Below are 13,308 nucleotides of genomic sequence, written 5' to 3'. Positions count from 1 at the left end.
GCTACGTAATAACGGATATTCTTCAATTACGGAGGAAATTTGTGACTGTTCAATGCATTGTCACCACGGCGCTGCGGTCCGGTCCGGAGCAGGCCGAACTGGCCGGTTATTTCGGCCGTTTGTTGAACCTGCCGGTGGTGCCCCGGGAAAACCGCTCCCTGGAGGAGCTCACCGGCCGGTACGGTGCGTCCGGCGCCCTGGTTGTATCATACCGGCGGGTGGCATATATCAGCGCCGGGGAAGAGGTATTTTTTCATCCCAGCCTGGCCGTTTTGCGTATAAAGGGTTTGCTGGCCGGGAAAACTGACCAAATGATTAAGGCCATGGAACTGCTGCCAGGAGACGCCATTTTGGATTGCACTTTGGGTTTGGGCACAGACGCGGTTGTGGCTTCTTTTGTCAGCGGTGCGGACGGCCGGGTGACCGGTCTGGAAGCTTCGCCGCTGCTGGCGGCGCTGGTGGCGTACGGCCTTGCCCATTACGGCGTGGAGCACGTGCCGGGCCTGCTGCCGGCCATGCGCCGGGTGGAGGTGCTCACCTGTGATCACCGGTCCTGTCTGACCGGATTGCCGGCAAACAGTTTTGACCTGGTTTATTTTGATCCCATGTTCCGCCGGCCGCGCCGCCGTTCCGCCGCCATTGAACCGCTGCGCCTGCTGGCCGATCCCGCCCCCTTGAGTTTGCGGGCGGTCGAACTGGCCCGGCGGGTGGCCCGGCGGCGGGTGGTCATCAAAGAACGCCGGGGCAGCGCCGAGTTTGCCCGTCTGGGGGTGGACCGGATTGAAGGGGGCCGCTACTCGCCGGTGGCTTACGGGGTGATTGAAACAGGGGGGGGATGCCGGTGACGGAAATATCCATCCCCCTGCTGGTCATCGCCGGTCCCACGGCTACGGGCAAAACCGCCCTGGCGGTGGCTTTGGCCGGGCAGTTGAACGGGGAAGTGGTTTCCGCCGATTCCATGCTGGTCTACCGGGGCATGGACATCGGCACGGCCAAGCCTTCCATGGCCGAACGGCGCGGCATCCCGCATCATCTGATCGATGTGGTTGATCCGGATCAGGATTATAATGTGGCCCTTTACCAGCGGCAGGCCCGGGACTGTATTGAAGACATTCACCGGCGGGGCAAGCTGCCATTACTGGCGGGCGGCACTGGATTATACATCCGTGCCGTTATTGATCATTTCACCTTCACTCCGGCCGGCGTTGATCCCGCGTTCAGGCGGCAAATGCAGGAGTTGGCCGTCCGGGAGGGGCCGTCCGCGGTGCACCGCCTGCTGGCGGCGGTGGATGCCGGAGCGGCGGTCCGGATCCATCCGAACAATTTGAAACGGGTGATCCGGGCACTGGAAGTACATCATCTGACCGGCCGGAGCATGTCTGCTTTTCGTGACCGGAACGAAGGAAAAAATGATTACCGTCCGGTGATGTTCGGTCTGGCGATGGAACGGGCGGCCCTTTACCGGCGCGTTGAGGCCCGGGTGGAAGAAATGCTCGGTGCCGGCCTGATCGAGGAAGTGAAGGGCCTGTTAAACCGCGGCTACGGTCCGCAGCTTCCGGCCATGCAGGGGCTGGGTTACAAAGAAATAGCCGCCTTTCTGCGCGGGGAGTGTTCCCGGGAAGAGGCGGTGGAGCTGTTGAAAAAAAACACCAGGCGTTTTGCCAAAAGGCAATACACCTGGTTCCGGGCGGATAAGCGGATCACCTGGCTGGATGTGGAAGCATACTCCGGCCCGGCGGCAATGGCCCAAGAAATTAATCAACGGCTGGCAGGAGTATGGCCGGGTGCGTCGAAGAAGTGAGTAGAAAAAAATTTCCATATGGGGGGACCTCTAATGACTAAACCGCAAATAAATTTACAGGATGCTTTTTTAAACCAGGTACGTAAAGAGAGCATCCCGGTGACCATCTTCCTGGTCAATGGCTTTCAGTTGAAGGGAATGGTCCGCGGGTTTGATAATTTCACCGTTATTCTGGAAAGCGACGGCAAGCAGATGATGGTTTACAAGCACGCCATCTCCACCATCAGCCCGGTGCGCCCGGTAAATACCTCTTTTGCCGAGCCGAAAACCAGTTAGACTGATGGCGGCTGCGGCCTCCCGGCGGGAGGCCTTTTTTTTTTGCGCAATGATGTCCGCTTTGCCGCGTATAAATAAAAGTGAACATGCCGGTGAGGTGAGTGATGCTTGATGAAAGTAAGGATTTGGCAGAATCAGGGCAGTGAACCGGACAGTACGGACGGGAGCGGCAGGAGGAGACTGACCGTTGTTCCCGCCAATCACGAACCTGAGAAAAGCCAACCGGGGCCGGACAGTCAGCGGGTGCAGGAAATCATGCAGGAACTGCGTACTCTGGTCGGACTGCAGGGCGTAAAAAAGCTGATCGCAGAAATTTACGCCTACGTTGAGATTCAGCGGCGCCGGCAAAAAGAAAAACTGGTCACCGAACCGCAGGTGCTGCACATGATCTTCAAGGGCAACCCCGGCACCGGCAAAACCACGGTCGCCCGGATTATCGGCCGTCTGTTCAAAGAGGTGGGTGTTTTGCCCAAAGGGCATCTGGTGGAAGTGGAACGGGCCGATCTGGTGGGCGAATATATCGGACATACGGCTCAAAAGACCCGCGAACAGATCAAAAAGGCGCTGGGCGGCATATTGTTCATTGATGAAGCCTATTCCCTGGCCCGGGGCGGGGACAAGGACTTCGGCAAGGAGGCCATTGACGCTCTGGTCAAAGGGATGGAGGATCACCGGGAAAACCTGGTTTTGATTCTGGCCGGTTACCGGCAGGAGATGGAATGGTTTATTGAATCCAACCCCGGCCTGCGCTCCCGTTTTCCGCTCCAGATTTCATTTCCCGATTACAGCACCCAGGATTTGCTGGCCATTGCCGATTTGATGCTGAGCAAAAGGCAGTACGCACTGTCGCCGGGCGCCCGGGAAGAGCTGCGTCAGATGCTGGAAGCCGAGCGTCTCCGGCACGAGCACAGCGGCAACGCCCGGCTGGTGCGCAACCTGATTGAACGGGCCATGCGCCAGCAGGCCGTGCGGCTGGTGGGCCGGGCCCATTTGAGCCGCCAGGAGTTGATGAGCATTACCAGGGAGGATCTGGACCGGGCGCGGGAAAGGGGGCAGTAGCTGCCGGATCATTGACAAAGGAGGGCCTGTAGGCCCCCCTTTTTTTGGTATTAACAGGGGGCATATTGCAGCCATTTTCGTCCGCTGATATAGTTATATAAAATAATAGCATTGAGAGTAATGGCAGTACGTAAGGCTGATATTTGGGGAGAAGGTGAAAAAGCGGTGAGTCACCAGGAGTTTGTGATACAGATTGATTTTCGGGACCGCCCCGGACTGGGGTATGATATTTTCGAGTTATTCGAAAAGAATAATATTGATAAAATCAGTATGGAAGCGGTTCCGGAAAAAGGTATGATGATCAAATTCCGCTCCTTACCCGGCTGTGTCAATAAATTATTTGATGAACTGAAAAAAGTCGATGGAGTGCTGGGGATACGTTTCAGGGAACATATGCCTTATGAAGAACGGGAACATGAGCTGCGCACCATTCTAAATTCCGTGAGTGAGGGAATCGTGGCCATTAACCGTGAAGGGAAAATAACCCATATCAACGAAGTTGCCTGCCGCATCTTGCACTCAAGTGTTGACAGGGCCACCGGGCAGGACGTGGAAGAGCTTTTCCGTGCGGAGCCGCCGCTTTTGACAACGCTAAAAAGCGGGAAATCCCACAGTTTAAAGGAATGCAAAATCAATACAGGTAATAAGATCATTCGTTTTTTAACAAGCGACCGGCCGGTCCTTAATGACAGGGGTCAAATCATCGGGGCGGTTTCCACCATCAAAGATTATCGTCAGGTGGAGGAGATTCTCTCCCGGGTTGAGCGCAGCAGGGCAATAACTTTTGACAGTATCATCCACCACAGTCCGGCCATGAAGAAACTGGTGGAGACGGCTAAAATCGTAGCCAGGGGTAGTTCCACCATTCTTTTGCGCGGGGAAAGCGGTACCGGTAAGGAACTCTTTGCCCGGGCCATCCACCACGAAAGTTCCCGTGCTTCCGGACCGTTTATCGCCGTAAATTGTGCGGCGCTGCCGGACACTCTGCTTGAGAGCGAGCTTTTTGGCTATGAGGAAGGCGCTTTTACCGGGGCAAACCGGGGCGGGAAGAAAGGCCTGTTTGAAAACGCCAGGCGCGGCACCCTTTTTCTTGATGAAATCGGTGAAATTTCACCCCAAATGCAGGTTCGCCTGCTGCGTGTCCTGCAGGAGGGGACCATCCGGCGGGTCGGCGGTGCGAAGGAGATTCCGGTTGATGTCCGCATTCTTGCCGCCACCCACCGCGATTTAGAAGAAATGATTGAAAGGGGAGAATTTCGTGAGGATTTATATTACCGCCTCAATGTTATTCCGCTTAAAATACCGCCCTTGCGTGAACGAAAGGAAGATATCCCCATTATTGCCCAACACCTTCTGCGTAATATCGCGGTCAAACACGGCAAAAAGGGGATCCATTTGACCAGGGAGAGCCTTGAGCTGCTGATGTCCCTGCCCTGGCCGGGCAATGTCCGCCAGCTGGAAAATATGCTGGAGAGGATTGTAAACGTTACCGATGTTACAGAAGTTAATCCGGATCTTCTTTACGAGTGGGAGGACTTGTGCCGTTCAAAATTTAACGGGTCCCTGGATAATAAATATTTTTCCCTGCACATCCCGGTTAACGGGGAATGGCCGCCGCTAAAAGATATTGTCGCGCAAGTAGAAAAACAGGTTCTGGAAAAAGTTTTGAAAACCTGCAAGTCCTCGCGTCAGGCCGGAAGGGTGCTGGGTGTTTCCAATACCACCATCCTGAACAAAATGAAAAAGTATGGCCTTGAGCAGTGATAAAAATTTTTATCACTGTAAAAAAATCTTGTCAACTTTTTTTATCGTGCCGGGCAGATCCACCTTTCTGTATTATTTTTAAATTGGCATAAGACTTGCACTATTTCTTTCCGGGTAGGCAGCCTCAAATCATTGCGAAAGAAAGGATGGTAATATGGGTATGAGCGAACCCGGCTCTATGCAGAGGGGGCTTAAGAACCGGCATATCCAGATGATTGCCCTGGGCGGGGCCATTGGCACCGGACTGTTTTACGGGTCGGCTGAAACAATCAAACTGGCCGGTCCGGCAATCACACTTTCCTACGTTGCAGGCGGAGTGGTCATATTTTTAATCATGCGGATGCTGGGAGAAATGTCAGTGGACGAGCCCGTATCCGGATCATTTAGTTACTACGCCTATAAATACTGGGGAGAGTTTCCCGGCTTCCTGTCCGGCTGGAATTACTGGTTTAACTATATAATAGTCAGTATGGCCGAACTGACGGCGGTGGGGATTTATGTTAATTACTGGTTTCCAGCTGTACCGCACTGGGTATCTGCGCTGGTTTTTCTGGTTCTTATCACCATGGCCAACCTTGCTAACGTGAAAATGTACGGTGAATTTGAATTCTGGTTTGCCATCATCAAAGTTGCGGCTATTCTCGGCATGATTGTTCTCGGAATTCTTTTAATTTTTACCGGGATCAACGGCCGGGCTACTGGTTTCCATAACCTTTGGATACACGGCGGCTTCTTCCCGAATGGAACATGGGGATTCTTTCAATCTCTGGTTGTCGTCATGTTTAGCTTTGGCGGGATCGAACTGATCGGGATCACGGCCGGCGAGGCCGAGAATCCGCAGAAAACCATTCCCCGGGCGATTAACCAGGTTATGTGGCGTATTCTCATTTTCTATGTTGGCGCGCTAAGTATCATGATGATAATTTATCCCTGGAATAAGGTCGGTTTGGACGGAAGCCCGTTTGTCCAGATCTTTTCTAAAATCGGTATTCCAGCGGCGGCGGCAATTTTAAATGTTGTTGTCCTGACCGCGGCACTTTCGGTATATAACAGTGGTATTTACAGCAACGGACGCATGTTGTACAGTCTGGCCGTGCAAGGTAATGCGCCGCGGTTTATCGCAAGGCTCAACCGGAAAGGGGTGCCGCTGATTGGGATACTGATCTCCTCTGCTTTGACTCTGGTCGCTGTTCTGCTCAATTATTTGATTCCGGGGAAAGTTTTTATGTATTTGCTTTCGGTGGCGGTGATTGCGGCCGTCATCAACTGGGCGAGCATTATCATTACCAACCTCAAGTTCCGGCAGGCCAAAGGGAAAGAGGCGGAAAAACTTGTCTTTAAAACCCCGGGGCATCCCTGGACGAATTACCTGGCCCTTGTCTTTCTTGTCATGATTATTGCCCTAATGTTTACCATAGACAGTATGAAACAGGCGGTTTATGTTTTGCCGTTCTGGATTCTTGTTCTCTGGCTTGGATTTAAGGCCAAAAAGGCGGCTGAAAGCAAGGCGCGGGCCGGTTCCAGGGCAGCATAAAGATAAATTGTCCGGCGCTGAATTATTTCAGCGCTTTTTTATTGCCGCGGCAGTGATAAATATCTTTGCCGGGAGCGCCCGGTTGCGGGGCCTGCCGGACTGGCATGGTTTTTGCACAAATGCATTTTGAGAAACGAAATGTTAAAGTTTTTCTGATATAAAGGAGGAGAGCAATGTGGCCAGAAAAGCCGAACCCTATCGCATCAAGATGGTGGAGCCGATTCGTATGATTTCCCGTGCGGAACGAATGCAAAAAATCAAGGAGGCCGGATATAATCCGTTTCTTCTCAAATCGGAGGATGTCTATATCGATCTGCTTACGGATTCCGGCACGGGCGCCATGAGTGACCGTCAGTGGTCAGCATTGATGCTTGGTGACGAGGCTTATGCCGGCAGCAGATCATTCTTCAAAGTCAAAGATGCCGTAAAAGACATTTTTAATTTTAATTTCGTCATTCCGACCCACCAGGGCCGCGGGGCGGAGCAAGTTCTTTTTCCCCACTTGATGCGCCGTCAGAAACAATATGTGATTGGCAACATGCACTTTGACACGACTATAGCGCATATCGAACTGAACGGTATGATTCCTGCAGACCTGGTTATTGATGATGCTTTTGACACGGGGAAGGAACATCCGTTTAAGGGAAATGTGGATCTGGACAAAATGGAGCACTTTATCAGGGAAAAAGGAGCGGAAAATATTGCCTTTATCAATATAACCATCACCTGTAACTCGGCCGGGGGGCAGCCCGTATCAATGGAAAATATGCGCGGGGTGCGTGCGATTGCGGATAAATACGGCCTGAAGATAAATATTGATTCGGCCCGTTTTGCCGAAAATGCTTACTTTATCAAAAAACGTGAGTCCGGTTATGCCGGCAAAAGCATAAAAGAAATTGTCCGTGAGATGTATGCCCTGGCGGATTTCTTTACGATGAGCGCCAAAAAGGATGCGATCGTCAACATGGGCGGCCTGATTGGCATTAAAGAGGATGAGGAGCTTTATCAGGCGGCGGCTGCTAGCTGTGTCCCGATGGAAGGGTTCATAACTTACGGCGGTCTTTCCGGCCGGGATATGGAAGCTCTGGCCGTTGGACTCCAGGAAGGTTTGGATGTGGATTACCTGGAAAGCCGGATCGGACAGGTAGAATATCTCGGTCAGGAATTGCGCCGGTGCGGTATCCCAATTCAATGGCCCGTGGGCGGCCACGCCGTTTTTGTAGACGCCGGTAAATTTCTACCCCACATACCGGCCGGGCAATTCCCCGCTCAGGCGCTCTGCATCGAGCTCTACATCGAATCAGGTGTGCGGGCGGTTGAAGTGGGTTCCCTGCTTCTCGGGCGTGACCCCCGCACAGGTGAACAAAAAAAGGCCGGCGTTGAGTTTATGCGTCTGACCATCCCGCGCCGGGTTTACACCGACCGTCATATGGATTACGTTGTCGATGCGCTGGCGGAAATTTGGCGGCGGCGCGACCAGGTGCGGGGTTTGGAATTCACATATGAACCGAAAGTTCTGCGCCATTTTCTCTGCCGCCTGAAACCAGCCGGAGATCAGGCCCAAAAATAAATGCGGAAAGCATCCAAATTATGTAACATATTTGGAGCGGATATTGCCGGCGGCCTGGCCGCCGGTTTATATTTTTACCGTTTTAATGCAGGAATACTGCATTATGTAGAGAAATGATCCGTTTAACAATGACAGAAAATTGCGACTTGGGTAAGTTTACATTCCTTCCTGAATCAAGTGGTTTTGGTTCCTGCATGGGGTTTGGGGGAATTTCACGCAGGAGCTGGGAGGTGACCGGAAGGCGGAATTTGCATGCATTTTGACCGGAGGTAGTGTCAGCATGTCTAGAAATTGTAGCTTTTGAAAGGAAGGGATGTTTGGTGCGCAAATCGGTAAAACTGACCGGATTGTTCATGGCCGTATCACTGCTGCTGGTTGCGGCACTGGCCGGTTGCGGTTCCCAGGGGGCGAAACAAAACACTTCCAACGCGTCGGCAGCCGATACCATTACCATCGGCGCGCCGGATGCCGCTACGGGGGCGCTGGCCAACGAGGGAAAACTGGTCCATGACGGTTATACCCTGTGGCAGGACGTGGTGAACAAGCAGGGCGGCCTGCTGGTGGGCGGCAAGCGGTATAAAATCAACCTGGTTTTCAAGGATGACCAGAGCAAGCCGGATAACGACAAATCATTGACCGAACAGATGATTACCCAGGACGGCATCAAGCTGTTCCTCAGCCCGTACGCCTCGCCGAATATTTTTGCCGCCAGCACCGTGGCCGAAAGCCATAAAGTGCCGATGATCGCCGCCGGCGGGGGAGCCAAAAAGATTTTTGAGCGGGGTTACAAGTACATCTTTTCCAGCTACCCCTATTCCGGTGAATACCTGGGTTCGGTGCTGGATCTGCTCAAGGGCAGGGGTATAAAAACAGTGGCCTTCCTGCATGCCGATGATCTCTTTTCCCAGGAGGCGGATCAGGGCGGCGAGGCCTACGCCAAAAGCCACGGCTTCGATGTGGTATACAGTGCCCAGTACCCGTCCGGGGCCACCGATCTTTCTTCACAGCTGACTCAGATCGCCCAAAAGAAAGCCGATGCGTTGATTGGCACCGGCCACTTTGAAGAAGCGGTGCAACTGGTCAAACAAGCCAAACAGATGAACGTCAACTTCAAGGCGATGGCCTTCACGGTGGGACCGACCATGCCGGCGTTTGCCCAGAACCTGGGCAAGGATGCCGAGGGTGTGCTGGGTGCCAGCCTGTGGACGCCGGATTTGCCGTACAAGGATGACGTATTCGGCACGGCGGCACAGTACGCCGCCCTTTACAAGCAGTCTTTCGGCACCGAGCCCGACTATCATGCCGCCATGGCCTCGGCTGCGGCGGAAATGATGGGGTTGGCCATCCAGAAGGCCGGTTCGGCGGACCCGCAAAAAGTGCGGGATGCCCTGGCCGGTCTGGGTACGGTGCACCTGTTCGACGGCAGCTTTACCATTGAGCCCAATGGGAGCATCAAAGGGCTGGTCCTGCCAGTGATCCAGATTCAAAACGGCAAGGCTGTCACCGTTTGGCCGGCTCCCTTTGACAAGAACATCAAGGATATCCCCTTGCCCCCCTGGAGCAAGCGCTAATCATTCCAGAGCCGTTTGAGCGCGACTCAAACGGCTCCACTCAACCGTCTAACATCAGCGAGGGGAGGGAATTCCGGACAGCCGGACAAGCCGGCTTTTCCGGGAGAGACCATGCATCTGTGGGGGCAGATCATCGTAAACGGCATTTTACAGGGAGGGGTGCTGGGCATTTCGGCGCTGGCCTTTTCCCTGCAGTGGGGGGTAATGGATTTAATCAACCTGGCCCACGGCTCATTTCAGATTCTGGCGGCCTACCTGGCCCTGACATTGCTGAACAGCCTGGGTATTGATCCTTTTCTTTCCCTGCCGTTAATCTTTTTATTGTTTTTTGCCGCCGGTTATTTGTTGCAGTTGTGGATTATCAACCGGGTGATCAGCGCCAACCTGTTTATGACCCTGCTACTGACATTCGGGATGGATTTTGTGCTGGCCAACTTGATGATTCTTTTGTTCAGCGCCGATTACAAATCGATCAACACCGGCTATGCCAACGCATCCCTGCACCTGGCGGGAATCGAGCTGCCCGTGGTGCGTTTGCTGGCCCTGCTTTTCCTGATTGTATTGTCGGTTTTACTGTGGCTGTTCCTGGAATACAGCCGCACCGGCCGGGCAATCCGGGCCACCGCCATGGAGCGGGAGTCCGCCCGCCTGATGGGGATCAAAATACCCGCCGTCTACGCCCTCACCTTTGGGCTGGGTTCCGGCCTGGCCGCGGTGGGCGGCGTCTTTTTCGGTTTAAGCAACACATTCTCCCCGGCGGCCGGCGGCCCGCTGACAGTGGGCGCCTTTGTGGTAACCATCCTGGGCGGTGTGGGCACGTCCTGGGGGCCGCTGGCGGGCGGATTGATCCTGGGCCTCCTGGAGGCGGTGGGTTCCGTAGTCTTCGGCCCCACTTATGTCAATGTGATTACCTTCGGGCTGTTGCTGCTGGTATTGATTATACGCCCCACCGGCGTACTGGGGAGGGCGGCGCGATGAGCAAACGCGTTAATTACGCCCTGTTTGCAGTGGTGGTCCTGGCGGCGCTTTTACTGCCGCTGACATCCAATGATTATCTCATTCAGGTGGCCACCGGTATTGCCATGTATGCCGCCCTGGCTTCCAGTTGGAATTTGATCGGAGGGCTGACCGGCTATCCCTCCTTCGGCAATGTGGCCTTTTTCGGATTGGGCGCCGTACTGGCGGCGGCGCTGAGCGTCAATTTGCACTGGCCTTATATTGATGCCGCCCTGGCGGCCGTGCTGGGCAGCGGGTTGTTCGGCCTGGTGCTGGGCCTGCCGCTGCTGCGCCTGCGGGGACATTATTTTTCCATCGCCACCCTGGCCCTGGCCGAAGCCACCATGGCGGTGGTGACCAATGTCAACTTTCTGGGCGGCGGACAGGGTTTTTCCCTGCCCCTTTTGGGTTCGGGAAAAATATTTTATTACCTGATGCTTGGTATCGCCGTGCTGGCCGCCGCCGGCACCTATTTGATCATCAATTCCCATTTCGGCAACATCCTGCTGGCCATCAAGTCCGACGAACTGGCGGCCCAGTCCGTGGGGGTGAATACGGTGCTGGCCAAAAGCACGGCCTTTGCCCTTTCCGCTGTTTTGGGGGCCATGGTGGGGGTGGTTTACGCCCTCTGGCAGAGTTACATCGATCCGCCCACTGTTTTTGATCCGGGCATCACCGTTTTCATGCTGGTGATGACCTTGATGGGCGGGGCGGGAACAGTGGCCGGCCCGGTATTGGGCGCCGTGATCATCGGCGTGCTCACCCAGCTGGCCATGTCATTTTCCAAAAACGCCTCTTCCTTGCTGCTGGGACTGGGTATTATGGCGGTGGTGCTCTTTTTGCCCCGGGGCATCCTGGGCGTGCACCGGCCGGCGAAAGGGGGGGAGCGCCGGGGAGCCCGTCCCTTGCGCGGTTGAATGGATATTCTGGAAGTGCGGGAAGTCGGCAAGAGTTTCGGCGGCCTGCAGGTGCTGGAAGGCATTTCTTTTTCCCTCACTGAAGGCAGTATTACCGGTCTGATCGGACCCAACGGCGCCGGCAAAAGCACGCTGGTCAACCTGATCGGCGGGGCGGACCGGCCAAACCGGGGGGAAATCTATTTCCACTCGCTCCGGGTTGATCACCTGCCGGTCTGGCGCATCGCCCGGCTGGGGCTGGTACGCACCTTTCAGGTCACCCGTATCTTCAACGACTTGACCCTGCGTGAAAACATCCGTCTGGCCGGCTGGACCGGCGGACTACGCGGACGCAAGCTGGAGACGGAAGTTGACGGCATCATGCAGCTTTGCGAACTGGAGACAAAGGCGGGTGTACCGGGCCGGGACCTGTCCCTGCCGGAGCAAAAGCGCCTGCAGCTGGCCCGGGCGCTGGCCTTGAAACCGAAACTGCTGCTGCTGGACGAGGTGATGGCCGGCTTGAACCCGGCCGAACTGGACCGGGCGATCCAGATTTTGCGGGTCCTGCGTGACCGGGGCGTCACCATGTTGGTTATTGAACACCTGATGCGGGTAATCATGGGCATTTCGGACCGGGTGCTCGTACTGCACCAGGGCAGCCTGATTGCCGACGGCCCGCCGGAGCAGGTGGTCGGGTTGAGCCGGGTGCAGGAAGCCTACCTGGGCCGCCGTTATGTGCAGAACCGGGAAACAGCGGCGGCGAATGGCTCCGGGGGGGTGAGCGGGTGTTAAAAATCAGCCATTTAAAAGCCGGATATGGTGATACGGCAATAATCTGGGATCTCAGCCTGGAGGTCAACGCCGGTGAAATTGTGGCTCTGATCGGTGTCAACGGCGCTGGTAAAACAACCCTGTTGCGCACGATCATGGGCCTGCTCGCCCCCTGGTCGGGCAGCATCACCTATCGCGGGCGGGAGTTGACCGGCCTGGCCACCGACCGAATAGTCGGTCTGGGCATCAACATGACCCCCCAGGGAAGAAGGCTTTTCGCCGGCATGTCCGTGGAGGAAAACCTGCTTATGGGTGCTTTTCTGCGCCGGGACGGCGAAATAAAAGCGGATCTGGAAAGGATTTACGGCCTTTTCCCCCGCCTGGGCGAGCGGCGCCGGCAAACGGCGGGTACCTTGAGCGGCGGGGAACAGCAGATGTGCGCCCTGGGGCGTTCGTTGATGTCCCGGCCTGCGCTGCTTCTTCTGGATGAAATGAGCCTGGGACTGGCCCCGGTGGTGGTCGAAATGCTGCTCGACCTGGTGTTGCAGATCCGGGAACAGGGCACAACCGTCCTGCTGGTGGAGCAGGATGTGGAGGAGGCGCTGCTCCGGGCGGACCGGGGCTATGTGCTGGAGGGGGGCCGGATCAGCCTGTCCGCCCCGGCCGGTGAGTTGCTGGCGGACCGGAAGCTGCAGGAGGCTTACCTGGGATTATAATATGAAAAAGACCTTTTTCATTCCTGGGTTGTGTTCTAAAAGACATGGCCGTTAATGTGAAAAAATATGATCAGGCCGGTGCGCTGTATTCCCAAAAAGCGCACCGGCCCCTTTTGCGTGCGGGCGGGGCCGGGCCGGAAAGATAAAATTTTTCAAGCAGGAAGCCGGAAAAAGGTGTAAAATATTTTTGTTCACGCCGGGCGGGTGAAATTCAGATGTCCGTGCGGGGAAATATGTATATGAAAATGGCCGCTCATGAAGATGATGGTCGTACCGGAGGAGCGACCAGATGCCGCTGCGGTCAGAAGCTTAGTTTTACAAGAAAACTTTTTTTCGCCGGGCCCGGAGCATTGG

General features: G+C 55.2%; 12 protein-coding genes. All 12 read left to right on the top strand.

Features of this window, described 5'->3' with window-relative positions; translation table 11 throughout:
- Positions 1-41 precede the first annotated feature (41 nt).
- The 12 genes from A6M21_RS10595 (at position 42) to A6M21_RS10540 (ending at position 12,954) form a co-directional block, all read left to right on the top strand.
- Positions 42-845 carry a class I SAM-dependent methyltransferase gene (locus tag A6M21_RS10595; RefSeq protein WP_066668577.1) on the top strand — a complete coding sequence of 268 codons (804 nt, stop codon included), beginning with the start codon at positions 42-44 and terminating at the stop codon, positions 843-845.
- Entirely contained in the window at positions 842-1,801 is a 960-nt protein-coding gene (miaA, locus tag A6M21_RS10590) for a tRNA (adenosine(37)-N6)-dimethylallyltransferase MiaA (protein ID WP_242868825.1), read from the top strand. The genes A6M21_RS10595 and miaA overlap by 4 nt, the downstream gene beginning before the upstream one ends.
- A gap of 33 nt (positions 1,802-1,834) precedes the next feature.
- The gene (hfq, locus tag A6M21_RS10585) at positions 1,835-2,077 is read left to right on the top strand and encodes an RNA chaperone Hfq (protein ID WP_066668573.1); all 243 of its coding nucleotides are present in this window, start codon (positions 1,835-1,837) and stop codon (positions 2,075-2,077) included.
- A 108-nt stretch (positions 2,078-2,185) separates the two neighbouring features.
- Entirely contained in the window at positions 2,186-3,136 is a 951-nt protein-coding gene (locus tag A6M21_RS10580) for an AAA family ATPase (protein WP_066668571.1), read from the top strand.
- A 165-nt stretch (positions 3,137-3,301) separates the two neighbouring features.
- Positions 3,302-4,900: a sigma 54-interacting transcriptional regulator gene (locus tag A6M21_RS10575; protein ID WP_151191906.1), complete on the top strand. Its 1,599-nt coding sequence runs from the start codon at positions 3,302-3,304 to the stop codon at positions 4,898-4,900.
- A gap of 160 nt (positions 4,901-5,060) precedes the next feature.
- Positions 5,061-6,434: an amino acid permease gene (locus A6M21_RS10570; RefSeq protein WP_151191905.1), complete on the top strand. Its 1,374-nt coding sequence runs from the start codon at positions 5,061-5,063 to the stop codon at positions 6,432-6,434.
- A gap of 175 nt (positions 6,435-6,609) precedes the next feature.
- Positions 6,610-8,004 carry a tryptophanase gene (locus A6M21_RS10565; RefSeq protein WP_066668561.1) on the top strand — a complete coding sequence of 465 codons (1,395 nt, stop codon included), beginning with the start codon at positions 6,610-6,612 and terminating at the stop codon, positions 8,002-8,004.
- 320 nt (positions 8,005-8,324) lie between these two features.
- Positions 8,325-9,575 carry an amino acid ABC transporter substrate-binding protein gene (locus A6M21_RS10560; protein WP_151191897.1) on the top strand — a complete coding sequence of 417 codons (1,251 nt, stop codon included), beginning with the start codon at positions 8,325-8,327 and terminating at the stop codon, positions 9,573-9,575.
- 111 nt (positions 9,576-9,686) lie between these two features.
- Positions 9,687-10,553, top strand: a complete 867-nt coding sequence (locus A6M21_RS10555) for a branched-chain amino acid ABC transporter permease (protein ID WP_066668559.1) — start codon at positions 9,687-9,689, stop codon at positions 10,551-10,553.
- Positions 10,550-11,488 carry a branched-chain amino acid ABC transporter permease gene (locus tag A6M21_RS10550; RefSeq protein ID WP_066668557.1) on the top strand — a complete coding sequence of 313 codons (939 nt, stop codon included), beginning with the start codon at positions 10,550-10,552 and terminating at the stop codon, positions 11,486-11,488. Before A6M21_RS10555 ends, A6M21_RS10550 begins: the two co-directional genes overlap by 4 nt.
- Positions 11,489-12,259: an ABC transporter ATP-binding protein gene (locus A6M21_RS10545; RefSeq protein WP_066668555.1), complete on the top strand. Its 771-nt coding sequence runs from the start codon at positions 11,489-11,491 to the stop codon at positions 12,257-12,259.
- The gene (locus A6M21_RS10540) at positions 12,253-12,954 is read left to right on the top strand and encodes an ABC transporter ATP-binding protein (protein WP_066668553.1); all 702 of its coding nucleotides are present in this window, start codon (positions 12,253-12,255) and stop codon (positions 12,952-12,954) included. The genes A6M21_RS10545 and A6M21_RS10540 overlap by 7 nt, the downstream gene beginning before the upstream one ends.
- The last annotated feature ends 354 nt before the right edge of the window (positions 12,955-13,308 follow it).

The sequence above is a fragment of the Desulfotomaculum copahuensis genome, from assembly GCF_001655685.1.
GTDB lineage: Bacteria > Bacillota > Desulfotomaculia > Desulfotomaculales > Desulfovirgulaceae > Desulfotomaculum_G > Desulfotomaculum_G copahuensis.
The sequence above is the reverse complement of the archived record's forward strand: the minus strand, read 5'-3'. Positions and strand labels throughout refer to the sequence as shown.